The organism is Acinetobacter sp. YH12105 (genome assembly GCF_013419095.1).
Taxonomy (GTDB): domain Bacteria; phylum Pseudomonadota; class Gammaproteobacteria; order Pseudomonadales; family Moraxellaceae; genus Acinetobacter; species Acinetobacter pseudolwoffii.
Genome location: NZ_VPAU01000003.1, coordinates 166,371 through 192,788 on the forward strand (window position 1 = coordinate 166,371; position 26,418 = coordinate 192,788).

At 45.1% G+C, this 26,418-nt stretch carries 25 protein-coding genes; 13 read left to right on the plus strand and 12 right to left on the minus strand.

Annotation, left to right across the window (positions count from 1 at the left end; translation table 11 throughout):
* Positions 1–60: 60 nt before the first annotated feature.
* From FTU44_RS04235 to FTU44_RS04255, 5 genes are all read left to right on the plus strand, one after another.
* Complete coding sequence (locus tag FTU44_RS04235; RefSeq protein ID WP_004280680.1) at positions 61–582, plus strand: acyl-CoA thioesterase; 522 nt, start codon at positions 61–63, stop codon at positions 580–582.
* Between the two features lie 496 nt (positions 583–1,078).
* Complete coding sequence (locus tag FTU44_RS04240; RefSeq protein WP_005097816.1) at positions 1,079–1,642, plus strand: TetR/AcrR family transcriptional regulator; 564 nt, start codon at positions 1,079–1,081, stop codon at positions 1,640–1,642.
* A gap of 31 nt (positions 1,643–1,673) precedes the next feature.
* Entirely contained in the window at positions 1,674–2,873 is a 1,200-nt protein-coding gene (locus tag FTU44_RS04245; protein ID WP_005097814.1) for an MFS transporter, read from the plus strand.
* A gap of 1 nt (position 2,874) precedes the next feature.
* The gene (locus FTU44_RS04250) at positions 2,875–3,768 is read left to right on the plus strand and encodes a LysR substrate-binding domain-containing protein (protein WP_005097811.1); all 894 of its coding nucleotides are present in this window, start codon (positions 2,875–2,877) and stop codon (positions 3,766–3,768) included.
* Positions 3,769–3,901: 133 nt separating this feature from the next.
* Positions 3,902–4,516, plus strand: coding sequence for a glutathione S-transferase family protein (locus FTU44_RS04255; protein WP_180049617.1), 615 nt, complete (start codon positions 3,902–3,904; stop codon positions 4,514–4,516).
* An 80-nt stretch (positions 4,517–4,596) separates the two neighbouring features.
* On the opposite strand, the gene FTU44_RS04260 is transcribed toward FTU44_RS04255, so the two are convergent.
* Both FTU44_RS04260 and FTU44_RS04265 read right to left on the minus strand, forming a co-directional pair.
* On the minus strand, positions 4,597–6,201 hold the full coding sequence (locus FTU44_RS04260; RefSeq protein ID WP_005169764.1) for a bifunctional 3-(3-hydroxy-phenyl)propionate/3-hydroxycinnamic acid hydroxylase: 1,605 nt from the start codon (positions 6,199–6,201) through the stop codon (positions 4,597–4,599).
* Positions 6,202–6,549: 348 nt separating this feature from the next.
* Entirely contained in the window at positions 6,550–6,780 is a 231-nt protein-coding gene (locus FTU44_RS04265; protein WP_005097806.1) for a hypothetical protein, read from the minus strand.
* 390 nt (positions 6,781–7,170) lie between these two features.
* Here FTU44_RS04265 and FTU44_RS04270 point away from each other — a divergent pair, with 390 nt between their 5' ends.
* The 5 genes from FTU44_RS04270 (at position 7,171) to FTU44_RS04290 (ending at position 11,974) form a co-directional block, all read left to right on the plus strand.
* On the plus strand, positions 7,171–8,178 hold the full coding sequence (locus FTU44_RS04270; protein ID WP_100357878.1) for a GTP-binding protein: 1,008 nt from the start codon (positions 7,171–7,173) through the stop codon (positions 8,176–8,178).
* Positions 8,179–8,279: 101 nt separating this feature from the next.
* Positions 8,280–8,810 (plus strand): YaeQ family protein, encoded by a 531-nt coding sequence (locus FTU44_RS04275; protein ID WP_005169770.1) that lies wholly within the window; start codon positions 8,280–8,282, stop codon positions 8,808–8,810.
* An 85-nt stretch (positions 8,811–8,895) separates the two neighbouring features.
* Positions 8,896–9,519 carry an MgtC/SapB family protein gene (locus tag FTU44_RS04280; protein ID WP_005097799.1) on the plus strand — a complete coding sequence of 208 codons (624 nt, stop codon included), beginning with the start codon at positions 8,896–8,898 and terminating at the stop codon, positions 9,517–9,519.
* A gap of 84 nt (positions 9,520–9,603) precedes the next feature.
* Positions 9,604–9,942 (plus strand): FKBP-type peptidyl-prolyl cis-trans isomerase, encoded by a 339-nt coding sequence (locus tag FTU44_RS04285; protein WP_005097798.1) that lies wholly within the window; start codon positions 9,604–9,606, stop codon positions 9,940–9,942.
* 229 nt (positions 9,943–10,171) lie between these two features.
* Positions 10,172–11,974 (plus strand): diguanylate cyclase, encoded by a 1,803-nt coding sequence (locus tag FTU44_RS04290; RefSeq protein WP_179999879.1) that lies wholly within the window; start codon positions 10,172–10,174, stop codon positions 11,972–11,974.
* On the opposite strand, the gene FTU44_RS04295 is transcribed toward FTU44_RS04290, so the two are convergent.
* Positions 11,971–12,438 (minus strand): GNAT family N-acetyltransferase, encoded by a 468-nt coding sequence (locus FTU44_RS04295; RefSeq protein ID WP_005097793.1) that lies wholly within the window; start codon positions 12,436–12,438, stop codon positions 11,971–11,973. The two genes, FTU44_RS04290 and FTU44_RS04295, sit on opposite strands and share 4 nt — an antisense overlap.
* A 371-nt stretch (positions 12,439–12,809) precedes the next feature.
* On the opposite strand from FTU44_RS04295, the gene FTU44_RS04300 reads away from it, so the two are divergent.
* On the plus strand, positions 12,810–13,295 hold the full coding sequence (locus FTU44_RS04300) for a hypothetical protein (protein WP_005169777.1): 486 nt from the start codon (positions 12,810–12,812) through the stop codon (positions 13,293–13,295).
* A gap of 53 nt (positions 13,296–13,348) precedes the next feature.
* Here FTU44_RS04300 and FTU44_RS04305 read toward each other — a convergent pair whose 3' ends face one another.
* Complete coding sequence (locus FTU44_RS04305) at positions 13,349–14,233, minus strand: alpha/beta fold hydrolase (RefSeq protein ID WP_180049588.1); 885 nt, start codon at positions 14,231–14,233, stop codon at positions 13,349–13,351.
* Between the two features lie 170 nt (positions 14,234–14,403).
* Here FTU44_RS04305 and FTU44_RS04310 point away from each other — a divergent pair, with 170 nt between their 5' ends.
* Together FTU44_RS04310 and FTU44_RS04315 are read left to right on the plus strand one after the other, a co-directional pair.
* On the plus strand, positions 14,404–14,679 hold the full coding sequence (locus tag FTU44_RS04310; RefSeq protein ID WP_159516113.1) for a hypothetical protein: 276 nt from the start codon (positions 14,404–14,406) through the stop codon (positions 14,677–14,679).
* Positions 14,680–14,826: 147 nt separating this feature from the next.
* Positions 14,827–15,324 carry a DUF2505 family protein gene (locus FTU44_RS04315; protein ID WP_005097789.1) on the plus strand — a complete coding sequence of 166 codons (498 nt, stop codon included), beginning with the start codon at positions 14,827–14,829 and terminating at the stop codon, positions 15,322–15,324.
* 350 nt (positions 15,325–15,674) lie between these two features.
* Here FTU44_RS04315 and FTU44_RS04320 read toward each other — a convergent pair whose 3' ends face one another.
* The 8 genes from FTU44_RS04320 to sdsA all read right to left on the minus strand — a co-directional run bounded on the left by FTU44_RS04320 (position 15,675) and on the right by sdsA (position 26,351).
* Positions 15,675–16,124: a YbjQ family protein gene (locus FTU44_RS04320; protein WP_180049590.1), complete on the minus strand. Its 450-nt coding sequence runs from the start codon at positions 16,122–16,124 to the stop codon at positions 15,675–15,677.
* Between the two features lie 3 nt (positions 16,125–16,127).
* Positions 16,128–16,484, minus strand: coding sequence for a YbjQ family protein (locus tag FTU44_RS04325; protein ID WP_180049592.1), 357 nt, complete (start codon positions 16,482–16,484; stop codon positions 16,128–16,130).
* Between the two features lie 106 nt (positions 16,485–16,590).
* Positions 16,591–18,063 carry a multidrug efflux RND transporter AdeIJK outer membrane channel subunit AdeK gene (adeK, locus tag FTU44_RS04330; RefSeq protein WP_180049593.1) on the minus strand — a complete coding sequence of 491 codons (1,473 nt, stop codon included), beginning with the start codon at positions 18,061–18,063 and terminating at the stop codon, positions 16,591–16,593.
* A complete protein-coding gene (locus FTU44_RS04335; RefSeq protein WP_005169787.1) occupies positions 18,063–21,239 on the minus strand; it encodes an efflux RND transporter permease subunit in 3,177 nt (1,058 codons plus the stop codon). Before FTU44_RS04335 ends, adeK begins: the two co-directional genes overlap by 1 nt.
* Positions 21,240–21,252: 13 nt before the next feature.
* A complete protein-coding gene (locus FTU44_RS04340; protein WP_034608437.1) occupies positions 21,253–22,518 on the minus strand; it encodes an efflux RND transporter periplasmic adaptor subunit in 1,266 nt (421 codons plus the stop codon).
* Between the two features lie 35 nt (positions 22,519–22,553).
* Complete coding sequence (locus FTU44_RS04345) at positions 22,554–23,156, minus strand: phosphatase PAP2 family protein (RefSeq protein WP_074383416.1); 603 nt, start codon at positions 23,154–23,156, stop codon at positions 22,554–22,556.
* Between the two features lie 159 nt (positions 23,157–23,315).
* Entirely contained in the window at positions 23,316–25,358 is a 2,043-nt protein-coding gene (locus FTU44_RS04350; RefSeq protein ID WP_034608441.1) for a site-specific recombinase, read from the minus strand.
* Between the two features lie 15 nt (positions 25,359–25,373).
* On the minus strand, positions 25,374–26,351 hold the full coding sequence (gene sdsA / locus FTU44_RS04355) for an All-trans-nonaprenyl-diphosphate synthase (protein ID WP_005097778.1): 978 nt from the start codon (positions 26,349–26,351) through the stop codon (positions 25,374–25,376).
* Between the last annotated feature and the right edge of the window lie 67 nt (positions 26,352–26,418).

A 26,418-nucleotide genomic window follows, 5' to 3' on the forward strand; every position in this document is an offset into this window, starting at 1 on the left:
TGTTAAAAACGCTATAATAATAAGCGATAACCTTGTCATTCAAAGAGTTCAAAGAAAACGATGGCCCCTTTAGATCAAATTGCAGCAGTGTCAGATGACCAGTCAGAGTTAACGATGTCAGTTCTCATGACGCCAGATATGGCAAATTTTTCAGGAAATGTTCATGGTGGAACCATTCTGAAATTACTGGATCAGGTGGCGTATGCATGTGCGAGTCGCTATTCGGGCAGTTATGTCGTGACCTTATCGGTAGACAAGGTGAACTTTAAGGAACCAATTCATGTGGGTGAGCTGGTAACTTTCTTGGCCAGTGTCAACCATGTTGGTCGCACCTCGATGGAAATCGGGATTCGTGTAGAAGCGCAGAATATTCAAAAAAGAACGGTACGCCATACCAATAGCTGTTATTTCACTATGGTGGCCGTAGATGAAAATGGCAAACCGAAACAGATTCCGGCTTTGAACCTGGACAATGACTGGAAACGTTGCCGTTTTGAAGCAGCCGAACAGCGTAAAGTCGCGCGTTTGCAAGAGAATCATCATCCTTCATGCAGTATTTATAAAAAGACTGCACAGAGTTAAGCGGTGATTTAAAAACATCTTCATAAGACTAATGCCAGTCAGTTAACCAATTGACTGGCATTTTCTTTTTTAAATTGAGGATTATATGTGATAGGTGGAAAAGTCATCCGCAACTGTTTGAGGCATGGGGTGTATTGCACCGCAAGATTAAAAAAATGATGGTCTCCATGACAAATTTACGAGTCGAGGGTGGCTGACGAGTTTTGCGGTGAGGAATATGACTGCAAGATGCCTTCCTTGCGAAGTTCCGCTGCTCATTTGAATGAAATCAAAGTAACAAATGATATTAAAATATTTGATTTAAAACCTTAAGACTCCATCATGAACGACTAAGCAGTTAAAGCGTCTATTTTTAAATTCTTTAACTGATCAGCATTACTTTATAAGAGAGTCTTTTTTGCCTTAATTTCAGTTTATGTCTGGAGCTTTATCGTTTTTTGCTCTAATATAAAACGATACGTATCGTATCGATTGTGTTTGAAGATAAGTAGACTTTATGAATCATGACGAAAAAAGCTCACGACGACAGCAATGTATCTTGCAGGCGGTTGCCGATGCATTGGCAGAGGGAGAGTATCATCAACTGACTATTGAGGCTGTTGCAGCACGAGCTGGGGTGGGAAAATCTACGATTTATCGCTGGTGGAAGCATAAATCGGAGCTGGTGCTAGATACCTTCAAACAGCATACGGTCTCAGTCTTTGAGCCTGATCCTGCAAATGACCTGAAAAGTAATCTGATTCGACAGCTAAGCTTGTTGTCTCAGGCGCTCAACCATCCGATTGGTCGGGCTTTACTGGTGGTAATCGCCAATCATCGTGAACTGGCCGGTGAATTCTTTCAGCAATATTTATTGCCGCGTCGACAGCAGACTCATCAACTGATTCAGCAAGCGATTGAACGTGGCGAGATTCGCGCGGATTATCCTTTTGATTTAATGCTGGACAGTTTGTACGGCCCGATCCATTACCAGATTATTTTTTTCAATCGTATGCCGGATGAAAATTACATCCGGGCGCTGGTTGAGTTAGTGCTGCATCCTGCTGTGATTCAAGCCTGAGCCTGGTCTATTTTTCTTAAAGTTGGTTTTTATGTCTCTCAGCCCCGAGCGTTTATGGAATCGCTCATTTATCTTGTGCTTATGCAATAACTTTTTTCTGTTTGTTTATTATTTTGCCTTACTGACCATCTTGCCGATTTACATCATGAAAGATTTGGATGGCTCAGTCAAAGAAGCAGGTTTGGCACTGACCTTGTTTCTGGCATCATCAATTGCAGTTCGGCCTTTTTCCGGCATGATCATCGAAAAACTGGGCAAGAAAATCTCGATGCGCGGTGCAGGCGTGATTTTTGCGCTGTTTGCCTTTGGCTATTTGCTCATTGATAGCTTGTGGTCGCTGTTGCTGGTGCGATTTCTACATGGCATTTGGTTCAGTATTTTGACCACGGTGGCGGTTCCGGTGGCCAATGAATTTATTCCAGAACAGCGTAAAGGCGAGGGCATGGGCTATTTTGTCATGTCGACCAATCTGGGGGTGGTATTTGGCCCATTGCTGGCCTTGACCGTCATTCAATTCACTAGCTTTAAAAGCTTATTTGGGATTCTGGCTATTATTATTTCTCTAGGACTGATTTTCTGCTGGATGCTGAAAATTACCGAACTGCCAAAATCAAGGCGGATTGGCACAGAAAAAACCAAATTAAGTCTACAAGATATATTGGAAGTGAAAGTCCTGGCGGTAAGCTGTGTGGCATTGCTGACGGCATTTGCTTATTCGGGCATCATGAGTTTTATCACGGCATTTAGTGAAAGCAAGCAGCTTTTGGCTTATACCAGCGTATTTTTTATTGTATTTGCGGCTTCGATGCTGTTGGTACGGCCGTGGGTCGGGAAAATCTATGATCGTAAGGGGCCAAGTGCTGTCATTTATCCTTCCTTTATTTTCTTTGCGATTGGCCTAGTCATGGTGAGTCTGATATCCAATCAATGGACGCTCTGGTTATCAGCGGTCTTTGTAGGGATCGGTTATGGTTCATTATTTCCATGTCTGCAGACACTCGCAATTCAATCTGTCGATAAGCAGCGTATGGGACATGCGATTTCAACCTTCTTTACCCTGTTTGATCTGGGTTTGGCGGTAGGTTCCGTGGTGATGGGCCTATTGATTGCCTATTGGGGCTTTGAAGCGATGTATGTGTCGAGTGCTGCACTCGTCATTGTGACGATCTTGGTTTATCGTCAGTATGTGGCCAAAAGACCAATACACGTACCGGAAAATCAGGAAGCATAAAATGGAATTAAGACATTTACGTTATTTTGTCACTGTGGCCGAGGAACTGAATTTTACCCGGGCTGCGGAAAAATTGAATACTGTACAGCCTTCCTTAAGTCAGCAAATCAAGGATCTGGAGCGTGAGGTAGGCGTACAGTTACTGGAGCGAAATAACCGTAAGGTCAACCTGACCGAGGCCGGACAGGTTTTTTTAAAAGAAGCTTTGCTCAGTCTGGAACATGCAGAACGTGCGATCCACGCTGCCAGACAGATTGCCAATGCACATCAGGATCAGCTGAATATCGGATTTGTACCGGTTGCGGAAATGAAAGTCTTTCCCTATATCATGCCCAATATCCGCGCACATTTTCCTGAACTGAAAGCACTATTTCATAGTTTGACCGACGCTGAGCAGTTTAGTGCTTTAAGAAAAGGCCAGATCGATATTGCTTTTACCCGCTATCCGGGACAGTCGAGCGAGTTTGATTCGATCCGGATTTTTGATGAACCTTTAACCCTGATTGTGCCTAAAGATTCTCCGGTTGCGACCCTGCCACATGTCAGTATTAAGAGCTTTGAAAATCAGGATTTTGTCATTAGTGATGAACAGGCTTCACCACAATTGCATCGAATTATTCAAGACTTTTTTAAACAGTCCAAATTGAAGGTCAATGTGGTGCAGCATTCGACCAATATCCTGCTCAATGTCAATCTGGTCGGGATGGGCGTGGGCTGGAGTCTGGTGCCGGCCTATGTGATTCCATTACTCGGCGATAATATCGTGGTCAAAAAGACCCTTGAACCTTTGCCCATGATTGGGCTATATGCCAATTATCGTAAAGACCAAAAACATGTGGTGATTGATCTGATTTTAAAAGTCTTAAAAGAAAAGTTTTGTGTCGATCTTTTTTAAGATTTACATCTTTGGTCTGCCTATATTTTAAAAGCTGTGCGACAGAAATGATCTGTAGCACATCTGTGTAAATTGACACAGAAAACCGTTTTATACTGAAGCTCTAAAAATAAAAAATGGTTAAAGCAATATGATGAAGCTCTATAACAATCCGCAATCACGGGGCCTGACCCTGTTGCCCTTATTGAAAGAATTGCAGATTGAAGACCAGATTGAGCAGGTGGAAGTGTCCTATGAATATATGCATCAAGCTGAATATTTACAGATTAATCCGATAGGAAAAGTTCCCTGTCTGGTCGATCAGGAGATTGTCATTTCAGAAATGGCCGCCATTTTTATCTATCTGGCAGATAAGTATTCTGATAAAGGCTTGGCACCTGCTTTGGATGAACCCAAGCGTGGGGCATATTTAAAATGGATATTGTTCTGTCATGGGCCCTTCACCGAATATATCGATCTAAAAAATTTGCAGGTTTCGCCAGAAAATATTGAAAAAAACCGCAGAAGTTTAAGTTTCGGGAATGAAACAGCCGTATTTGATTTTCTGAAACAGGGCATAAGCCAGGCCAATCCCTATTTGCTGGGTGAAGAATTTTCCGCAGCAGACTTATATGTGGCCTATTGTTTGGTCTTTGCGATCTCTGCGAAAATTTTACCGCCATTTGACGAGTTCAGACCTTTTTTACAACAAATGGCACAGCACGACTCCCTAAAAGATATCCAGTGGTTTCAAGAGTACCGAGTCTAACTCCTCGGTCTATATATTGTCCGAGATATCTAAAAACAATAAAAAACCACGCCGAAGCGTGGTAAAAAATGACCTTAAAATTATTTCAGGTACAGCTTTTTAAACAGTTGCTGGCTGGTGTTTTCCAGTGATTGTGGAATGGCCAGTGCGGCCACAAAACGGTCAGGACGCAAGATCACCACTGAATCGGAAGTATTGCCAAACCAGGAGCGAATTTCTGTGCCGTTATCACCAATGGTGATGACATCTTCAAACGGTTGGCGCTGGGTATTTTGTAACTGCACTGCCGGAATCACCTGAATGAATTTTACCCCGAGGGTTTTCCACTGTTGCAGTGTCTCTGGACTCAGGCCCCATTTTGGATCGACACCCCAGGCAATAATGGCAAAATCATTGCCGATGACTTCATCCAGTAACACTGTTTCACCTGATACAAGCTGAACTTGAGGCTGAATGAACATCTTGCCAATTGGAGAATTTTTGGCGCCGTTGCTCAAAAGCACACCATCATGATATTTCGGCATCGGTTTAAAGCGCATTTCCAGCAGGTACTGTTTGATCGGCTTGATATAGTTCAGGGCATAGGCGATACCGTCACGGACAAAACCTTGCCACTTTTTTGGTGGTGCCAATACATGACCGGCCATCACGGAAAGATCAATCATGGCTTTGGCATGGTCTTTACGTTCAATCTGATACGAATCTAAAAGTTCTGGGCCGGTTTTGCCTTGAACCACCAGTGCGACTTTCCAGGCCAGGTTAAAGGCATCCCGCATCCCGCTGTTATAACCCTGACCTTGCCAGACGGGCATAATGTGCGCAGCATCACCTGCCAGTAAAATGCGGTCTACCCGGAATTTGTCCGCAATACGGGCATTATGTGTATAAACACGTTGACGGATCACTTCGATGCCGTCGGTACTTGGAAGCACTTTGGCCAGTAATTTGGCAATATTTTCCGGTTTGCTGAGTTCTTCCTGAGTTTCACCCGGCATGACCATAAATTCAAAACGGCGAATTCCATGGGGCAATGCGGCGGATACATAAGGACGTACCGGATCACAACACAGGTAAATATGCGGTGTCGCAAGCGGATCATTTTCAAGATCGATTACGATCCACTGATTTGGTGCAGTTTCACCCTCAAAAGCAATGCCCAGATTACGGCGTACATAAGAGTTACCGCCATCACAGGCAATCAGGTACTGGGCACGGACTGTTTCTGTATTCCCTTGTTCGTTTTGCAGGTTAAGTGTTACACCCTCGGCATCCTGACTAAACTGGGTCAATTGACGTGAGAACAGTACCTGCGTATTTTCATATTGTTTTAAGCTCTGAAGCAGAATCTGATCGACTTGTGGCTGAATAAAGGCATTACGGCGTGAAAATCCAAATTCACGGGTTAAAGGTTGAATATCTGCAAAACAGCGACCCTTAGGTGTTAAAAAGCGCATGGCATGATTGGGCGTGGTATGGGGCAAGACTTGATCGACCAAACCTAAGGATTGAATGGTACGCAAAGATTCATCATCGATCCCAATGGCACGTGGATAATCAATCAAACTATCGAGTTGCTCGACCATCGTGACGCTCACGCCTTGCTTGCTCAGATAGTTGGCAATGGTTAAGCCTACAGGCCCAGCGCCGAGGATTGCTACATCAGTGCTGTAATTGGTATTGCTCATAGTGAATGTCCATTCAATCGACTTGCATTTCAATCTATTAAGGGACAGTTCTGAGTTGTAAACAAGTTAGGCGATAGTAGTTGAGCTATATCAATAATATTAATCTTAAGTGGCTTTTTCTTATGCAAATAACTGAATTTAAATGATAAATTTAAAATAATTCAATAGTCATTCTCAATCCTGTGATCAGTTTTAACTATGATGGGCATTTAAATCTAGTCAACAAAAATGCTGAACCCGCGCAAAGCATGATTCAGCATCGATCAATATGAGGCAGTACAGGCTAAGCCTACTGGAGAAATACTGCCCTGATATTTTCTTTGATCATTTAACCCGTCGTTAAATCACTTAACGTGCTGCAGGTTGTGCAGGTGTTGCGCTTTCTGCAGCAGCTTCAGATGCAGCTGGTTGTTCTGCATTTGCGCCAGCAACCGGAGCATTTGACTCAGGCAATTCCTGGGTACTGACAATCACTTTTTCTTCAGTGTTTGTATTTGCGTTTGTTGTTTCAGTCGCGGCAAAGCTGGTGGCTGCAGCAGCAGTAAGCGTTGTTGCAAGTAAGATTTGTGCATATTTCATTTTTGGCATCCTTTATTTATGTCATGTAATTTGCCGAGCTGACCATCACATCAATTCGACAGGAGTTCATCCTAAGCACTGAAATTTTGATGAGCAAATCAATTAACAAAAGCGACACGGAGTGAATAACTCAGCATATACACAATGCAGAAAGTTGTTTAATTACTGTTAATTATGCAGTGTTCTATTTAATGAAAATGTATATGAATGTTTCAAAAAAGCTGAATTTTAAATATGAATAAACATCAAGATTCTCTATTTGAGATAATTCTATTAACTTATAAACTGATAGTTTCAAGTCGCCATTGAGCAAGAAAATGTCTCTAAAACCATGCTGTGCCCTATAATACAGGGCATGATCTTGTCTATTTAATCTCTTGAGAACCGATTTTGAAAATTCTGTCCGCAGCACAGCCGATTCCTGTCCATATCATTTCTGGATTTTTGGGGGCGGGTAAAACCACACTGCTTAAGCATTTATTACAGCAGAAACCTGAACAGGAAATCTGGGCCGTACTGATGAATGAGTTCGGTCAGATCGGGGTCGACCAGCAGTTATTGCCACAAGATTCAGGCTATGCGGTAAAGGAATTACTGGGTGGCTGCCTATGTTGTAGTAGTCAGTTGCCGATGCAGATTGCCTTGTCACGTTTACTGTCCGAAGTGAAACCGGATCGGCTGTTTATCGAGCCGACCGGGCTGGGACATCCTGCACAATTGTTAGAACAGTTGACGGAACCGCATTGGCACAGTCATTTAAACATGCAGGCTTTGGTCACGGTGGTCGATGGTTCACGTTTGCATGATCAGGATTGGTCACAGCAAAATCTGTATGCAGATCAGCTTAAGGCCGCGCAGATTGTGGTGATTTCACATACAGATTTAATGACAGCCGAAGATCATGCTGCGCTTACGCAGCTTCAGGCGGAATATCAAGTCTATGCCCAGCAGTGGTTGTGCACAGAGCAGGGACAGCTGAGTATTGAGCAGATTAAACAGGATTATCAAGGTTCTGTACGTCAGCTCCAGCCTTTATTAAAACAGCAACAGATCAATCCTTCCCCAGAGGCACCCGTGCTGATTCAGCAGCTGCCTTATCATTATGTGGAAAGCGCGCAGGGCTATCAGGTTGCGGGCTGGAAGTTGCCAAAACGCTGGCAATTTCATTTTTATGATTTGCTCGACTTGCTGTGTGAACAAAAAGACTGGCTCAGAATCAAAGGAATTTTTAATACCGATCAGGACTGGAAAAGCTTTAATTTCAATCCGGAGCAGTTTAATTATCAGTCGGTTGAGGCAGGTATTGATAACCGGATCGAAGTGATTTATCAACAGTCACGGGATTGGCTGGAGTTTGAAAGCGCGTTGATGCAATGCCGTATTGATCCGGAAAAATAATAGTACTGTTGCTAAGGCGCTGAATGAGTTATTGACCTAAATCTGTTCAGCAAAATACTGCTAAATCTTATATGCTAGGCGCCAAATTTGAGGATTGTGTTATGGCGTTAAAAGCGACGATTTATAAGGTTGATTTGAATATTGCAGATATGGATACGCACCGTTATGCAGATTATCAGTTGACGATGGCGCTGCATCCTTCAGAAACCATTGAACGCCTGATGGTGCGTATTCTGGCGTATGCGCGTTATGCCGATGAAGCGCTGGAATTTACCAAGGATCTGTTTGAAACCGATGAGCCGGCCTTGTGGGAAAAAGACCTCACTGGTCAATTGGTGAAATGGATTGAAGTCGGTAGCCCGGATGAAGATAAAGTCAAAAAAGCCAGTGCGCGCTGTAAGCAAGTGGCTGTGGTGACCTATGGTTCTGCGGTAGATGAATGGTATAAGCGCAGCAGCAAATTAAAGACGTTAAAGAATGTGGAGGTGTGGAAATTATCGACTACAACCACCGATGCATTGCCACAATTATGTGCACGCACCATGCAGTTACAGCTCAATGTGATGGATGGTGAATGGACTCTGATTGGCGATCAGGGGCAGGTGCTGGTCGAGTGGGAACAGTTACAATAAGGACGCATAAGGATGCACGTCTGGACTTGTATCCTGTCGCTTAAATTGCGTATACCTGAGGGATAAAAATACTCAGGGTTATGTCATGTACCATGAACTTTATGATTTACTGCTGGCCGTCGCGATCGGAGCCATTATTGGTGCAGAACGTGAATATCATAGTAAATCTGCCGGACTGCGTACCATGATCATGGTCAGTCTCAGCTCCTGTCTGTTTACTATCATTTCCCTGAAAATAGGTGTGGAAAATCCTGACCGGCTGGCGGCCAATGTCCTGACGGGGCTAGGCTTTTTAGGGGCAGGGGTCATTCTCAAAGATGAGAACCGTATTTCAGGAATTACCACGGCCACCACCATCTGGATGACTGCAGCACTGGGCATGGCAGCCGGTGCGGGTTATGAAATCCTGAGTATCTGGGCCACTTTAATGGTCATGGTGGTGCTGGTTCTACTGATGTATGTACAGCGCGGGATCGAGTCGCTGAATCAGGAACGTAATTACGAAATTGTCTGTCCTTTTGAGAAACATGAGCTCAACCATTATGAATCGCTTTTCAAACAATATAAGCTAAAAGTCATGCATTCTTCACAGCGCAAGGTTGAGCAGCAGATTAGCGGAAGATGGGTGCTGATGGGATCGGCCAAAAACCATCAAAAACTCACCCTGCATTTACTCAATGATCAGAATATTCAGGAACTCAGCTTTTAATCCATCAAGGACTAAAGCCTAAAAAAATCAATCAATCCGGTTTATACTGGGTTTTGAATTTATGCCAATCTCAGGTAAATAAGCATGATTAACGAACTTGAAATTATTGATTTAAAAGTAGGCGAAGGGAAAGAGGCGGTAAAAGGCGCGCTGATTACCACACACTATACCGGCTGGCTAGAAGATGGAACCAAGTTTGATTCATCGATTGATCGCGGTAATTATTTTGAAACCGTGATCGGAACAGGCCGTGTGATCAAAGGTTGGGATCAGGGCATTTTGGGCATGAAAGTGGGCGGTAAACGTAAACTGCTGGTGCCGGCACATTTGGCCTATGGCGAACGTAAAATGGGCAAAGTGATTCCAGCCAATTCAGACCTGATTTTTGAAATTGAACTGTTTGATGTAAAAACACGTGATTAATTCATTGAAATAAGATTCATTCAGTATCATGAGTGAATGCTGATCGGGAGAAGTCTCAGTATTGGGGGCTTCTTCCGATAAACTACAAAAAAATATTTGAACTCCCTGATATTCCAAGTAGATTATAAGAAGAATAAAGCTCTTTTTCAGGAAACTACTGTCTTTGCAAAACGTGATAAGGAATGTCTATTTTGTAATGTGGGTTTGGGCCATAAGTTGGGGCATCTTGATGAGCACTTCAGTATCTGCCCAGATCGCTGCCACATCCCCCGGGGTGCAGCAGCAGTTCCGTGATCATATCTCTGAAATTCATTTTAGCGAACACAGCAGCAGCCCTTTGCAGGGGAAATGGTTATTTTATCCGAGCCAGTTTATTGTCCAGCCAAGTTCCGTACTGTTATCAAAAACAGTGGAATTGCCGGCTTCTTTTAAAATACTGACCAACTCAAATATTGGTTATGGCACATTTATTAGCCATTATAAAATTCCTAAAGAATTTATCGGACGCCGGATTGCCATTCGGATTCCTGCTCAATATGGCGCTTATCGGGTCTATGTAAATGGCGAGTTTATTGTCCGGCTTGGGCAAATCAGTAAAACACCTGAACAGCAGATCACTGAAAAAGCCCCCCGGATTGGCTATTTCGTTGCAGACAGTGAATACATTACCTTAAGCATTCAGGCCTCGAATTACACTCATTTGCATGGAGGGCTGGAACGCCCAATGCAGATTGGGGTCGCAGGTACAGTCAATCGTCAATTCCAGCAGTTGATGATGAGTATTGCCATGGCCTGTGGCGCAGTACTCGGGGTGGGTGTTTTCAATATCCTGTTTTCAATATTTCGAGGATCGAAAGAGCGTAATAGCAAAAGCATTTTTGTGTTTGGCTGTTTTATTATCTTTCTGGCCCTGCATAATATGTTTTCAGCGCCCTATGCTTATTCGGTATTTACCAATATCGACTGGTTATGGGGAACACGTTTAGAGTATCTGTTTACGTTTCTGGCGGTATTGTTTTTCCTCAGTTATATGCATCTGTTTAATCAGCGCTATTTAAAACCGCTGATTTATTATATTGCGATCGTCTTATTGATTTTGAATATCAGTGTGACGCTATTTTCTACCCCCGAGTTATTTGAACGTCTTGCGCTCTATAGTGCGATTTATGGTCTGGTGATTATTGGGAATTTTATGTACGGGTTTTATCAGACCCTACGTGATAAGCAACCGTATTCACGCCTGAATCTGTTTGCCATTATTTTCTTGTGTCTGACATTTTTAAATGACTATCTCTTGCTGATTAATGTCATTCAAACCACACATTTGTCTTTCATTTCCACCAGTTTATATGCCTTGTTGATTATGTTTCAGCAGTCTAGACACTATGCGCATCAAACTTATCAGACAGAACAGCTAAATTTTAACCTCATCGAGCTCAACAGTTCGCTTGATCAAAAAGTCAAAGAACGTACCCAGCAACTGCATCAACTGAATGCCAAACTGGAACATCAGATGAAGATTGATGCGCTGACCGGTGCTTTTAACCGGCGTGCTTTAAATAGTGAAATCCAGCAGAAGTTTTTGCAAAGCCAGCAACATTCACATGCCACACTGCTTTTTGCCATGCTGGATGTTGATTATTTTAAAAATTATAATGATCATTATGGCCATTTAAAGGGTGATGAGATTCTACAAAACCTGGTTAAGGTGATTCAGGCCAGCTTGCCTCAATCGGGTTATCTGGCGCGTTATGGCGGGGAGGAATTTGCCATTCTGCTTGGTGATATACCGATTCCGGTTGCCCTGCAATATCTGGAACGTGTCATTCAGCAGGTTCGGGAACAACAATTTGAACATCTAAACCGGCCGGATGGCAAAGCCTGGATCACGGTCAGTGTGGGCGCGGCTTGGATAAGCCCACAACATCAATATGCCGATATTCATGCCTTGATGAAAGCTGCAGATGTGCAGCTGTATCTGGCCAAACACACCGGGCGTGATCAATTAAACTTTGAGCAGGGCGCGGATTAAAAAACGTATTTATACAGATATGATCCATCATCTTGTGAATGTGCAGGGCTGGAATCAAATCCACATCGCTGATAATAGCTGAGGGCTGTTTGAGTCGACTTGACTGCAATCTGATAGATTTTTTTCTCTACTAATGCTGCATGCATTTGATTAAATAATTTGGTGCCAAATCCAAGCCTCTGGCAATGTGGGGCGACATAATGCATCCGGATTTCTCCAGTATCACTGACCAATAAAAACCCGACTACTTTGTCGTGCACAAGGCAAACCCAACAATCGTTATAAAGCATATCGACAATCAGGCTGGCGTGATCAAATTTTTCCAGCCAGCTTTGGATGCGACTGTCCTCACGTTGATGATCTAAAACACAAGATTGAATACTGTCATGAATCACCTGAATAATTTGAGGTATATCCTGAATCTTCCCTTCACGAATCACCATGTTATTCATTTTCTCGAACATTTACAGGAAGGCTTCATTGGAAGAGAAATGCAGGTTGAAACAAAATAACAATCTTGTAGTTTTTTGAGAGGATTTTCTTAAAAACCAGTAGGTGAAGATAACTTATGTTGCTGATCTGTCGGTTTTGTTTATCTGATTTTCTAAAATCAACGCTTCTCAGGAGCGGGTGCTCAAATTTACAGCAAGCTTTGCTAGAATCGCCGTGCTTACTTTAAATCCCCATAAAATCGAGTCAAGGATGCCATCATCGAAATAGTGCAGGAGTTTGCACTGTCTAAAAAATAGACGTATGCTAGGTGTTAGGCCATTATTCAAATGAATATGAAGTGCTCGGTAATAAAAATAAAATCAGCCACACGAGATGATCTACTATGTTTAAATTGTTGCTCTTGCTGTGTATTTTTTTGCTGTTCAATGCCGCCTGGATCGTGGGGCGGAAAATTTATAAAACCCAGTCTTATCTCTCTGCGCAGCGTGCAGAAAAACCTGAACAAATTGCCAGTATTTCAGAACATGTCATGACTACGCATGAGGAACAGGTGCATCTGGTTGATGCTTATGAACTGGAACTGTTTGATGATGTTGCTCAGCTGTTTTTTCAGCGTCATGTAGCTATTCAGGACAGGGCACAGGCAGAGCAGTTACAGCAGGAAATCTTGCAAAAAATGCCCATGCAAAGCAGTACACAAATTCGTCAGATGGATTTAGGGGAGTGGTCGATTTTCTGGAATTTTTACCATCAGTCACTGGAATATTATGTCGGCCGCTATGGCGTGTTTTATACGCATGTCGACCGTTTTGGCCAAGAGCATCGTCAGGAAATTCGTACCGATCTTTTACAGTCAGATTGTGCTTGATCTCTCTGCTCAGGAAGCTTGTAAGTTTTGCAGGAGACGATAGGCGTTAAACATCAAGCTGCATATTTAAGCCGATGTAATTCGGAAAAGGTATTTAAGGCATCTTGCCAGATTTTTTCTGCCCCCTGACGGAAATAGCCCATATGACCAATGTCCTTTAAACCATAATCTTCAGCTTTAAGATCAATATAATGCACGTTTGCCTGACGGTAATATTGCATAAAAGCATGTCTGGAATTAGGCAGGGCCCAGGCATCATCGAGAGCAGCAACCGCATAAATCGGAGTACTTACCGCAGCATAACGTATGTGTAAGTCTTTCAAATCCGGATCGGCAAAGAAATAGGTCGGATATTTGCACCACTTACGCCACTGACGATAGACATCACGTGGCAAGTCTGCACCCATGTTAAATTTGCTCCATGGCAAATAGCCGGTGATTGCTACGAGTGGAGGGAAAACAATATTCCAGATCATCTGAACCTTGATTTTTTCCTTGAGCGGCATATAACCATGCCAGCCGGCGCCTGTGCCATAACAGTACATCGCTTCGATGCGGTCATGATGTTTACACAGACCTAATGCCTGACCTCCATAGGAATGGCCAATCATATAAATATCCAGTCCTGTCCGGCCCAAATATTCAATTGCCGCACTTAGATCATATTCTCCCCAGTCCAGATAAGACATTTTAAAGCCTTTGAGCTGTTTCGGTGCGGAAGCGGCCACCCCTCGATAATCGAAGGTCAGCACCTGAAAACCGGCATGAGTTGCATATTCTGCAAAACGGCGATAAAACGCTTGCGGTACTCCCGTCGCACAGGCAACGACAATATTGGCCTTCGCCACAGACGGTGTACGGTAGAGTTTGCCACTTAAGCTATAACCATCTTCTGCCAGAAACTGGACACTTTCTACCTGCATTTTTCCCTGCACCATGAGTATATCCTTCGTTATATTGGATGAGATCTTGTTTTTTGTGCGCTAGCTTATGTTTAATCCAATAATGGGCCAGATGTCAAAACTCGGCAGTCGTATAGCGAGAAGAACCCTTTAAACATATATGAAGATCGCTGCGCTATCATCATGTCTAAACAGGGGGAAATAGTATGATTATTGATTTTCAGCAGGCGCAATTACAGAAGTTTATGGCTCTGGCAATGAAGATCGAAGCGCAGCCTGAACTGTATGTGCAGTTTGATTCGGTTTCAGACTTTTATAAAGCAGACTGGTTGCAGGATTTTCCAAACGGAACCACATGGTATGTGTCCGGTTTAGACGATGGCGCCGATGAATTTCATGTCGTGATTGACTATGCCACAGCGCAGCTACAGATCAGTTGTGGCCAGACACAGTTGTCTGCAAAACTATCTTGCAAAGATTGACCGAATTGCCGCTATTTCCCGATAAAAGAATAATGACAGATGCTATAAAGTTGATATAAATTGCAGAATCATCTCTGTGTTTGGTTTTATTTGCGATAGTCCGGAGTGACCTAAGCGAATAATGCAATAAAAATAAGGAAAAATAGCATGGCACATCAGTTCACTGTGAAAGCAATTATCAATGGCGTGTCTATTGATGAATTTAAACGTCTGGCCAATGATATTCGTTTGCATGAGGCAGTCTGTCATCGAATTCCTGCGCAAAATTTAGAAATTCTGGTCTCGGAAAAGCAGGGGCATATGTATACCTTGAAACGTGCCTATAATCTGGATGTCAACATCCCGGATATGGCAAAAAAATTACTCAAGGATGCATTCCGTTTGCAGCGTACCGATATCAGCGATCTGAATCAAATGACATCGACGGTACAACTCGGGGCAAATTTACCGATCGAGGCGACCTGTCAGCGTGCAGTCACTGGAGATGAAGACCAGATCCAGTTTCAGCTCAACTGGACAGTAAAGGTCAAAGTGCCGTTGCTCGGCGGTATGCTGGAAAAGCATGCAGAAGGCGAGATTCGTAAATTTAGTGAAATTGAACTCAGTATCGTTGAAGATGAATTACGCAAGAGCCTAACAGCCTGAATTAGTGCACCCATCTCGTTCACCAATATTTAAAAAGGGCACTTTTAAGCTGGGTGGTGGCGGTCAATTCGGCAATGTATAGCCATTTAGCTTGCTGCCGTTCTCTAAGCAATGCGGCTTAAGACGTAGAAAAATAATAAGGCAATACAGATGGGATTGAGTGCCGTTTGATCGACTGAAGAAACGGCATCATATTATTTGTATTTATGCCGCTAACTTTGAGCTTAATCACTTCTTCTATGATATTGCATCCCCAGTCGATAAGCGAGTTGATCCACATTCAGTAATTATCTGCGCGTACTGCGCAACATGAACTAACCATCTGCATGCTATTGTTTATATAGCTATTTTTAGATTAGTGAAGTAGACTGCTGAATTGCAGTGCCATAAGCAAAGACTTCGACCATACCGCCTTGCATGCCCAGTTCCGTAGTGCTCAGCCGAATCCCCATAATCTGGGTGGCTCCGATTCTTTCAGCTTCAAGTTTTAAACGTACAATCGCCTCACGCCGTGCCCGCTCTACCACGCTTTCATAGCTGGTCAAACGACCTCCCAACATGTTCTGCACATTGGCAATTGCGTATTTAAAATAATCATGGGAAATGACCACATTACTGCTGATCATCTGTCCGGAATGTTCAGATAAGATAAAGCGGCTGTTGTTGACCTGGATATAAGCCAGTCGTTGTTCCTGTTCGTCTAGATAACGAAAATGTTTGCGTTCATTATAACGACCAAAGCCAAAACCGACGCTAAACAGAATGACAAAAATGACGATCTGAAAAATTAAACCGTCCATGACTTATTCTGCCTGTGGAAAAGGGTCGGGTAATTTTGGCATGACTGGATCAACAATGACCGCCGTTCCATAGACAAACAGTTCAGAGGCGCCTTGGGCAATATTGGAGGTCGAGAAACGAATACCGACAATCGCATTGGCACCTATGCTACGGGCTTTTTCAACCATCCGGTTCATCGCTTCCTGACGGGATTCTTCCAGCAGCTCGGTATAAGCAGTAAGCTCACCCCCGACAATATTTTTCAGGCCAGCGAGTAAATCACGCCCGACATGTTTGCTGCGTACCGTACTGCCATAAACCACATCAATTTGTTGGCGAATAGTATGTCCCGGTACAGATTCCAGATTGCTAAGTAACATGCGTATGTTTTCTAAATAAATTGCTGGTCTATGACAATAGGAAAACTGCCTTGAAAATGCAATAAAAAAGCCCACCGAAGTGAGCTTTTCTTTTTCTATTTTAAATCTATTTCGCCTGCTGTTCTGCTGCGCGGCGTTGTTCAGTCACGGACGGCTGATTCGGCAGGGTATCCGTAGTATTGACTTTTAAGCCTCCACCGAGGGTCTTGTAGACTTCAACCTGATTGTTCAAGTTGGCCTGTTCAAGCAAGAGCAAGCCTTGTTCTGCGGCATAAGAGGCGCGCTGTGCATCCAGTACCGTCAGATAGCTGTCAATCCCGGCGCGAAAACGTGCCTGCGACAAGCGATAGGTGGTATTGGTGGCTTCTACCAGACGGCGCTGTGCAGCAATACGATCACCGATGTTTTGGCGAACTGCTAGCGCATCATTTACTTCACGAAAAGCGGCTTGAATCGACTTTTCGTAATCTGATAATGCAATTTGCTGATCGGTTTCAGAAATCTGGATATTGGCCTGACGGGTACCCCAATCGAAAATTGGAATATCCAGACTTGGGCCAAAGGACCAGCCAAAACTGCCTGATTTAAACAGATCGCCTAAATCGGTCGATGCATAACCTGCTGAACCGGTCAAACTGATGGTCGGGAACAGGCGTGCGCGTGCTGCCGCGATATTGGCACCCGCTGCAGACAGACGATACTCGGCAGCGCGTACATCTGGACGGTTAATCAGCAGATCACTTGGCAAGCCTGCACCCAGTGCCGTATTGGACGTGATGCGGGTTACGCGTTGTGCCGGCAATAAAGTCGCAGGCACTTGCTGACCGACCAGCAGGTTTAACAGGTTTTGTGCCTGTGCCACCTGAGTGCGGTAATTCGCGACATCATTGCGTGCCGTTTCGACGGAAATCTGGGCCTGACGCACAGGAAGTTCGCTGTCGATCCCGACATCAAAACGTTTCTTGTTCAGGTTAAACGATTCAAGCTGTGCTTTTAGCGTTTGTTCAGCCAAATCCAGATTGGCATTGGCAAATGAATAGCTGAGCCAGGCTTGAGACACCTGACCAATCAGCGCAATTTGCGTCGCATCTCGCGCACTTTGAGTCGCCAGGAAGTTATCCAGTGCATTGTCACTTAAGCTACGTACACGCCCCCAAAAGTCCAGCTCAAATGCGGTTACACCCAGACCTACATTATAGGTGGTTACAGCACCGCGGCTTTGAGGATTGCTGCTGCCCGTGTCTTGACGTAACACGCTGCCACTGGCACCAATGGTCGGTAACTGATTGTTTTCAGTAATCTGATACTGTTGCTGGGCGCGTTGAATATTCAGGGCAGCAGTGCGCAGATCACGATTATTGTTTAATGCCAGATCGAGCACCTGTAACAGGCGCTGATCGGCAAAAAAGTTTTTATAACCTTGTTCTGCTACAGAAGTACCAGACGCATTGGTATAGCTGCTCGGGATATTTGCCTGTGCAACCGGCTCTGGACCACGCATGCTTTGACAGGCTGTCAAAGCAAGCGCAAGGGCAGATACCGCAATGCTACGACCTGTAATAGACCATACATTTTGCATTACGACTTATACTCCTGATTTTGTTGTTTTGGTTTGTATTTAAAGATACTTCGAATCCACACGTAGAATACCGGGATAAAGAAGATACCTAACAAGGTCGAGCTGATCACGCCACCAAGTACACCATAACCGACTGAGTGCTGACTACCTGCACCTGCACCTGAAGCCAGGGCAAGCGGCAATACACCAAAACCAAAGGCCAGAGTGGTCATGATAATTGGACGTAAACGCATTTTCGCCGCATGCAAGGTTGCTTCGAATAAATCTTCACCTTGCTCTTGTAGCTCTTTCGCAAATTCCACGATCAAGATCGCATTTTTCGCAGAAAGACCAATCACGGCAATGATCGCCACCTGGAAGTAAATGTTATTCGACAGGTTCGGGTTTTGCAGCAGCACCATCCCGCCATAAGTCATGAGCAATGCACCGACGATACCCAATGGCACCACCAGCAGAACCGAGAACGGAATCGACCAGCTTTCATACAGGGCTGCCAGACACAGGAATACGATCAGGAGTGACAGGGCATACAGGAACGGCGCCTGTGCACCAGATTCACGTTCTTCCAAAGACAGACCGGTCCATTCGAAGTCAAAGCCGGTTAAGCCCATTTCTGGTAACTTCGCCGCAATTTCTTCCATGGCCACCATGGCATCACCCGAACTGATTCCCGGAGCCGGTGTACCTTGAATGTTCATCGACGATACGCCGTTATAACGTTCAAGACGTGGTGAACCATAGGTCCATTCGCCTGTGGCAAAGGCCGAGAAAGGCACCATTTCACCGCGATTATTACGCACATACCACTGGTCCAGATCTTCCGGCATCATACGTGAGCCAGCTTCACCCTGAACATATACCTTCTTGACCCGACCGCGATCAATGAAGTCATTGATATACGAACCGCCCCAAGCAATACCCATAGTACTGTTAATTTCGGCAACGCTGACACCCAGTGCACCGGCTTGTGCATGATCAACAATGACACGGTACTGTGGATTATCTTCCTGACCATTTGGACGCACACCCGCCAGACGCGAGTCTTGTGCTGCCAGACCCAGAACCGCATTACGTGCTGCCAGAAGCTGGTCATGACTTTGACCACCTGCCGCCTTAAGCTGTAAGTTAAAGCCAGCCGACACACCCAGTTCAGGCATTGCAGGTAATTGCAGTGGCATGATGTAAGACGCATCTTTAACAATCATGTTTAGCGCCATACCACGCTGGATAATGGCACCGACTTGAGATTCCGGACTAGTACGTTCTGACCAGTCTCTCAGTTTAATAAAGGCCAGACCTGCGTTTTGACCCACACCGGTAAAGGAGAAACCCGCCACACTAAAGACTGACTCGACATGATCTTTCTCGTTTTCCAGGAAATAGTTGGTCATGGTATTGACCACCTTGTCGGTACGTTCCAGAGTGGCATTTGGTGGTAACTGAACCAGTGCCATGACCACACCCTGGTCTTCATCCGGCAAGAATGAAGACGGCAGTTTCTGGAACAACAGCACAATAATACCCAATACTACCGCATACACGATACCTGAGAAAATCTTACTGTGGGTCATGCGATTCACGCCGCCCTGATATTTCACAGATACCTTGTCAAAGCTGCTGTTAAACCAGCGGAAGAAACGCGCAAAGATACCATTGCTTTCCGGCTTGTTCGGATCATGCTGTTTGAGCAGGGTCGCACACAGGGCAGGGGTAAAGGTCAAGGCGACAATCAGTGACAGGATCATTGCCGTGACCAGCGTAATCGAGAACTGACGATAAATGACCCCGGTGGTTCCACCGAAGAAGGCCATTGGAACGAATACTGCAGACAGCACCGAGGTAATACCAATCAGTGCGCCGGAAATCTGTCTCATCGATTTTTCAGTTGCAGACACCGGATCCAGATGCTCTTCCACCATGACCCGTTCTACGTTCTCGACTACAACAATCGCATCATCGACCAGAAGACCGATCGCCAGTACCATGGCAAACATGGTCAGGGTGTTGATCGAGAAGCCAAAAACGTTAATGACCGCAAAGGTGCCCAATACCACCACTGGAACAGCCATGGTTGGAATAATCGTGGCACGCCAGTTCTGCAAGAACAAGAACATGACCAGGAACACCAGAATAATCGCTTCGATCAGGGTCTTAACCACACTCTTAATCGACAGTTCAATAAATGGTGTTGTATCAAAGGCCAGTTGATCGACCATGCCTTGCGGATAGTTCGGACGTAACTGTTCTAAGCGTTCTTCAACCGCTTTTGCTGTATCAAGCGCGTTAGCACCTGTGGCAAGTTTAATTGCCACACCACCAGCCGGTTTGCCATTAAATTTCGAATCAAACTGATAGTTATCTGCACCGAGTTCCACCCGTGCCACATCACCCAGACGAACTTGCGCGCCCGAAGTGGTGTTTTTCAGGAAGATATTGCTGAACTGTTCCGGAGTTTGTAACAGGCTTTGAGCCGTTACGGTCGCATTCAGCACTTGACCTTCAACTGCAGGAGCACCACCAAGCTGACCCACCGCAACCTGTGCGTTCTGGGTGCGAATTGCAGTCGCAATATCGCTCGGTGTTACTTGCAGGCTAGCCATTTTGGCCGGATCTAGCCAGATGCGCATCGCATAAGAGCCACCAAAGACCTGAACTTCACCAACCCCGGCCACACGGCTTAAAGGTTCAGAAATATTCGAGTTGACATAGTCTTTGATGTCATCGGCGGTCAGGCTGCCATCAGGTGAATAGAAAGCCAATACCTGAAGGAAGCTGGCACCGGATTTGGTGACACGCACACCCTGACGCTGTACATCTTCGGGAAGAAGTGCAGTGGCAGACTGTAATTTGTTCTGAACCTGAACCTGTGCGATATCAGGATCAACACCCTGGTCAAAGTTCAAGGAAATAGAAGAAGAACCGTTACCCGCACTGTTAGACGAGATATAACGTAAGCCATCCATACCGTTCATCTGCTGCTCGATGATCTGGGTCACTGTATTTTCAACAGTTTCAGCAGATGCACCTGGATAAGTCGCAGAAATGGTCACGGTTGGCGGAGCAATCGTTGGATATTGTGCAATTGGCATTTTGCTGATGGTTAAAATACCGGCCAGCATGATAACCAATGCAATCACCCATGCAAAAATCGGGCGATGAATAAAGAATTGAGCCATGAACCATTACTCCTTATGCATTTGCAGCAGGTTTTTGTTCAGGTTGTTCTTTCTTTGCATCATCTGCCTTTTTCTCGCTTGCTGCAGGCTGTTGCGGTGCAGCACCTTGTGGCGCAGCAGCTTGAGGTTGATAAGGTTTAGCTACAACTTGCTGTTCAGGTTTCACTTTTGCAATCCCGTCCACAATCACTTTATCACCTGGATTCAGACCTTCAGTCACAATCCAGTTGTTGCCTTGAGAGCCGGTGGTCGTGACTGGACGTGGTGCTACTTTACCATCAGCACCGACCAGCATCGCCATTGCCTGACCTGTTGGAGTACGGGTCAACGCCGCTTGTGGGATCAGGAAGGCATTGGGCACTTCACCCTGTACGATTTGCGCAGTCGCAAACATACCTGGCAGGAGTAAATGGTTTTTGTTCGGGAATACCGCACGTAAAGTCACCGTACCTGTTTCCGGATTTACGCTGGCATCCGAAAATGCAAGACGGCCTTCAATCGGGTAGATGCTGCCATCTTCAAGCTTTAACTTCACTTTAGTGTTGTTTGAGCTATTCAAATCGCCTTTGTTGAGCTGCTGACGTAAACGTAAAAGCTCAGCACTGGACTGGTTGATATCCACATAAATTGGATCTAAACGCTGAATGGTAACCAATGGCTCTGGTTGATTCGCCGTCACTAATGCACCCGCAGTGACAGACGAACGGTTGGTCTGGCCCGAGATCGGTGCACGTACAGTCGAATAGCCCAAGTTAATTTCGGCATTACGCAAGGTGGCACGGTTGGCATTCAGATCGGCTTCAGCCAGTTTGACCTGTGCCACGATGTCATCATATTCTTGTTTAGAAATGGCATTGGTTCCAACCAGCTGGCGGTAACGGCCTTCCTTCACACGTAATACACCCAGATTGGCTTCAGCACGGGCAATTGCTGCACGAGCATTATCCACGGTCGCACGGTTGGTGCTTGAATCGATTTCGTACAGAGCCTGACCTTCACGCACATAACTGCCTTCAGTGAACAAGCGTTTAAGCACCACACCACTGGCTTGCGGACGTACTTCTGAAATTTCAAATGCTGTTGTACGACCCGAGAGCTCTACAGACTGCTCTACACTTTGTGGTTGTGCAACAAGAACACCGACTTCAGTCGGTGGCATTTGTTGTTGAGCACCAGCTTGCTGGCCCTCTTTTGGATCTTTGCTACAACCAACAAGTGCAAGACTTGTTGCTAATGCGCAAGCAGTCAGGGCAGGTGCCCAAAGCTTTGCAGACATCATTGTTTCACCTCTATTAGATCTTTATCTAAATTTTCTTATTTGTGCGCCGCGCAATATCTGATCCAGACCATATACCACAACGAAATCCAAATAAAACTGATACTCCAGCCGGATATGACATCTGAAGGAAAATGTACGCCTAGATAAACTCTTGAAATCCCCATCATCAGCATCCATAAGCCTGCACCGATCATGATGATGGTAAAGCGAGAATGTTGCCGATACATGTAAATTGCCAGACAAGCCAGACATGCCGCATACAGACTATGCGCACTTGGAAAGGAACTTCCAAAACTTTCAACCAGATGCAAGGACTCTGGTGGTCGGGGTCGGGCAATTGCAAACTTTAACAGCCAAGCTAGGAGTATTCCTCCGATAATTCCGATACATATAAAAATTACGCTTGTATGCTTTTTATACCACAGCAAGGCAATACACCATAGTGTGGATAAAAATAATACAAATGGCATGCCACCTATCACTGATAAGGACAGAGTAATTCGATTCCAAAACTCGGTGCGATACAGACTCATCCTTTCCACTGCGTGCAAATCAAGCTTGCTTAAAGCAGGGATATTCAGGATGAACACACTGAAAATTAAAAATAAAATACCGACAAAAAGTAACAAGTAATGCATGCCAAAAATCCTTGTCCCTTTAACCGTTCGCAGATCGGTTAATTGTCTGGAATAGAAGTGTACTTGTCAGTACACTTTTTTTCAAGTGTGCGTATTTTATGCGAATTCCATTTTTTTAGTAAGGAATTTGTTGCTAAATATACTGTAATTGTCGCAGTTTTAAGATTTCGTCGATGTATGATTTTCGTCAATTTCAATGCTTTGCTTGGGGGGCCAGAAGAAATCACTTGGCCGGGTCAGGAAGTGAGTCATGACCAGTTTTGCCAACGGTTTCCACTGTTCAAAACGCACCCGTCGTGCACGTAAGGCCACAATAATGGTCAAACTGAAACTGACAAATAAGTTGGTCAGGCCAATCAACAACACACCGAGGAAAGACACCACAATCAAGCCAATATCCGGGCCATTAATATTGATCAGGCCCTGAATAAAGTTGGCCGAGGCAAAGGCAATATGCCGGATATCGAGCGGCAACCCCAGAATAAAACCAATGGTGCCCATACTGCCGAGCATGATGCCAAACATGAAATTACCTGCCAGCGCTCCCAGATTACGTTCAATATAATCTGCAAACCGGTACAACCGTTCCTGTCCCATCAATTGCGATAAACGTATATGGGCTTTCAGGCGGGGGCCTACCTTGCGGTAGACGGCCATGTTGTCAAAATAACCGGCCAATAACCCGGACAGGAACAGACATACCCCGGCAATTGCAGCATGCGGAATTGCCAAAGAGGTAAAGGGATTCAGGTCATGTAAGGTTTTGGTTGCCTTGGCATGATTCATTAAGGGTTCATGCAGAGCAACGTCCCACATTAAGGTAATCAATGCCGCCACCGGAATGGCAATCGAAATATTGCCCAGAATTGCCACAAACTGGGTACGGATAATATTCACAATCAGCGCGGCCAGCTCGGCAATTTGCGCCATTTTTGAGCCTTTGCGTTGCTGGACTGTGGCCGCCAGTGCAGCGGCTGTCATCGCTGGCTGTTTGGTCGCCACGGTAAAATGCAGCACATGGATCAGCATAAAACCCAGCGAATAATTCATGCTATAGCTAAAGGCCTGCATGAGAGGCGCCATGCTCAGGCGTGTCATCAGGATTTTCAGGGTGGCCATTGTTGCGATAATGGCACCTGCACCGGCGGCCGATTTGTACATGGCCAGAAAGCCTTTTTTGTCAGTACTGACATAGTGCTCGCCGGTTTTACTAGCATTCTCAGTCACCTGCAAGGCCAGGAGTTCACTATTGGTCGCCAGCAGGGCACGTACACTGCGTTCGCTATAAATCGCTTCAGTGATATCTGCAATAAACAGGCCGATGGACTGGTAGCGCAGGTCATCCTCGTCCATGACCATGTTGAGCAGGATTTCAACCCGCTCCAGACACTGCTCCAGCAGTGCCAGCATATAGGTCAGACTCACGCTGACCCCAATCCGTTTGGTAGAGCGGCGAATTTTTGCCACGACATCATGACACTGTTCCAGCATCACCAGTGCTTGCGAAGCATCTGGCGGGGTGATCGAATCGACCAGCGTGACCGTGTTATAGCGTTTTTTGTATTCCTGAATAAATTCGTTAATCTCACGGTTCTGCACCAGAAAAGGAGATTCATATTCCATCAGTTCCGGCTGTGCATTAATAAATTCAGGATGCAGACCAATACCACTGATCCGATACGACAAAATGGTCAGTGCCTTGATCAGTTGATCTTTAATGCGGGTCTTTTCAGGCTGATTGGAGTGACCCTGATTGAGAACTGAAAATAAGCGTTGCCAGTCATCTTCATCAAAATAGTCGAGCCAGTATTTATCGGTCGGCTGATAAAAAACCTTGCGAAATAATTCTTGTAATTGCTGATGATCCGGAATAACTGGCAGGATATGCGCGCCAATACGCTGATTGAGCTGATTCCAGAAACCATCCAGAGACAAAATACCGGTATCGGAAAACAGACTGGTCTGTTTATAACGGTTAATGATCCGCAGGGTAAATGTCTGTAATGCTGAAACTGCATTCGGCGTCAATAATAAAGCCTGGATAAATGCATTGAACTTTGCTTCGATTTCTTCGGTATTTCTGCTGTCTTCCGGTCTGATTCTTTCAATCAGTTCAATGAGAAGATTTTCATCCAGCACCGCCTGAGGTTGCTCAAGCTGATGCTGCATGTTTTGGAAAAGATCAAGAAAATTAATATGCATAGGCGAGTTTAAAGATTACTGAATTCGGTGTAGGGCCAGTTTGGCCAGATTAATCAGAGCTTGACGATACTCAGAGTCAGGTAATGCCTGCAGGGCATGAATGGCGGTTTCCGTTTCTTCAGTCGCACGTTGACGGCAATAGTCCAGTGCCCCAGATGCATTGACAATTTGAATGACTTGATCGAGATGTTCTGTACCGCCAGTGGCAATACTGCGACGAATAATTTCATGCTGCTCACCGGAGGTATTTTTTAGCGCAGCAATCAATGGCAGGGTAGGTTTGCCTTCCATCAGGTCATCACCAATATTTTTGCCGAGGGTTTCTGCATCGGAGGTGTAATCTAGAATGTCATCAATAATCTGGAAGGCATTGCCGAAATGACCGGCGAAAGTTTTTAAAGGCTCACGGAATTCATCTTTACCCGACAGAATCGCTGCGCCTTCTGTCGCCAGTTCAAACAGGCGCGACGTTTTACCATGAATAATATTTAAATAAGTCGCTTCACTGGTTTCTGGCTGGTGCTGGGATTGCAATTGCAGCACTTCACCTTCAGCAATTTCACAGGTGCCGGTCGAGAAATCTTTCAGCAAGACCATATTGTTTAAATCGACCAGCAGATCAAATGCACGTGAAATCAGGAAGTCACCGACCAGAACAGCAGTCTGGTTATTCCATGTCGCATTGGCAGTCGGACGGCCACGACGCAGGCCAGATTCATCGACCACATCATCATGCACCAGCGTCGCCGTATGCAGCATTTCAATAATCGCGGCCAGCTTGCGATGCGGTTCTAAATCTTCAGCACCACAAGCCTTGGCAGCCAGAAGACACATAATCGGGCGCATGCGTTTGCCACCCGCTTCGACCACATGTTTGCTGACGGCCATCACCAGTGCAACTTTTGAAGTAATTCCTTCATTAATGAATGTGTCCATCGCAGCAAAGTCGTTAGCAACAGGAGCGAGAATGTCTTGCTTAAAGTCGATGGTCATGTGAAAGAAAACCTCTAGTCTGGTAAATCGCAGGTCGTAGTTTAACAATTTATAACATGAGTGAAAC

Excerpts from the sequence above, each read along its gene's own strand:
- FTU44_RS04235 (WP_004280680.1), top strand. The coding sequence starts at position 61 with ATGGCCCCTTTAGATCAAATTGCAGCAGTGTCAGATGACCAGTCAGAG.
- FTU44_RS04240 (WP_005097816.1), top strand. The coding sequence starts at position 1,079 with ATGAATCATGACGAAAAAAGCTCACGACGACAGCAATGTATCTTGCAG.
- FTU44_RS04245 (WP_005097814.1), top strand. The coding sequence starts at position 1,674 with ATGTCTCTCAGCCCCGAGCGTTTATGGAATCGCTCATTTATCTTGTGC.
- FTU44_RS04250 (WP_005097811.1), top strand. The coding sequence starts at position 2,875 with ATGGAATTAAGACATTTACGTTATTTTGTCACTGTGGCCGAGGAACTG.
- FTU44_RS04255 (WP_180049617.1), top strand. The coding sequence starts at position 3,902 with ATGAAGCTCTATAACAATCCGCAATCACGGGGCCTGACCCTGTTGCCC.
- FTU44_RS04260 (WP_005169764.1), bottom strand. The coding sequence starts at position 6,201 with ATGAGCAATACCAATTACAGCACTGATGTAGCAATCCTCGGCGCTGGG.
- FTU44_RS04265 (WP_005097806.1), bottom strand. The coding sequence starts at position 6,780 with ATGAAATATGCACAAATCTTACTTGCAACAACGCTTACTGCTGCTGCA.
- FTU44_RS04275 (WP_005169770.1), top strand. The coding sequence starts at position 8,280 with ATGGCGTTAAAAGCGACGATTTATAAGGTTGATTTGAATATTGCAGAT.
- FTU44_RS04280 (WP_005097799.1), top strand. The coding sequence starts at position 8,896 with ATGTACCATGAACTTTATGATTTACTGCTGGCCGTCGCGATCGGAGCC.
- FTU44_RS04285 (WP_005097798.1), top strand. The coding sequence starts at position 9,604 with ATGATTAACGAACTTGAAATTATTGATTTAAAAGTAGGCGAAGGGAAA.
- FTU44_RS04290 (WP_179999879.1), top strand. The coding sequence starts at position 10,172 with ATGAGCACTTCAGTATCTGCCCAGATCGCTGCCACATCCCCCGGGGTG.
- FTU44_RS04295 (WP_005097793.1), bottom strand. The coding sequence starts at position 12,438 with ATGTTCGAGAAAATGAATAACATGGTGATTCGTGAAGGGAAGATTCAG.
- FTU44_RS04300 (WP_005169777.1), top strand. The coding sequence starts at position 12,810 with ATGTTTAAATTGTTGCTCTTGCTGTGTATTTTTTTGCTGTTCAATGCC.
- FTU44_RS04305 (WP_180049588.1), bottom strand. The coding sequence starts at position 14,233 with ATGGTGCAGGGAAAAATGCAGGTAGAAAGTGTCCAGTTTCTGGCAGAA.
- FTU44_RS04310 (WP_159516113.1), top strand. The coding sequence starts at position 14,404 with ATGATTATTGATTTTCAGCAGGCGCAATTACAGAAGTTTATGGCTCTG.
- FTU44_RS04315 (WP_005097789.1), top strand. The coding sequence starts at position 14,827 with ATGGCACATCAGTTCACTGTGAAAGCAATTATCAATGGCGTGTCTATT.
- FTU44_RS04320 (WP_180049590.1), bottom strand. The coding sequence starts at position 16,124 with ATGGACGGTTTAATTTTTCAGATCGTCATTTTTGTCATTCTGTTTAGC.
- FTU44_RS04325 (WP_180049592.1), bottom strand. The coding sequence starts at position 16,484 with ATGTTACTTAGCAATCTGGAATCTGTACCGGGACATACTATTCGCCAA.
- adeK (WP_180049593.1), bottom strand. The coding sequence starts at position 18,063 with ATGCAAAATGTATGGTCTATTACAGGTCGTAGCATTGCGGTATCTGCC.
- FTU44_RS04335 (WP_005169787.1), bottom strand. The coding sequence starts at position 21,239 with ATGGCTCAATTCTTTATTCATCGCCCGATTTTTGCATGGGTGATTGCA.
- FTU44_RS04340 (WP_034608437.1), bottom strand. The coding sequence starts at position 22,518 with ATGATGTCTGCAAAGCTTTGGGCACCTGCCCTGACTGCTTGCGCATTA.
- FTU44_RS04345 (WP_074383416.1), bottom strand. The coding sequence starts at position 23,156 with ATGCATTACTTGTTACTTTTTGTCGGTATTTTATTTTTAATTTTCAGT.
- FTU44_RS04350 (WP_034608441.1), bottom strand. The coding sequence starts at position 25,358 with ATGCATATTAATTTTCTTGATCTTTTCCAAAACATGCAGCATCAGCTT.
- sdsA (WP_005097778.1), bottom strand. The coding sequence starts at position 26,351 with ATGACCATCGACTTTAAGCAAGACATTCTCGCTCCTGTTGCTAACGAC.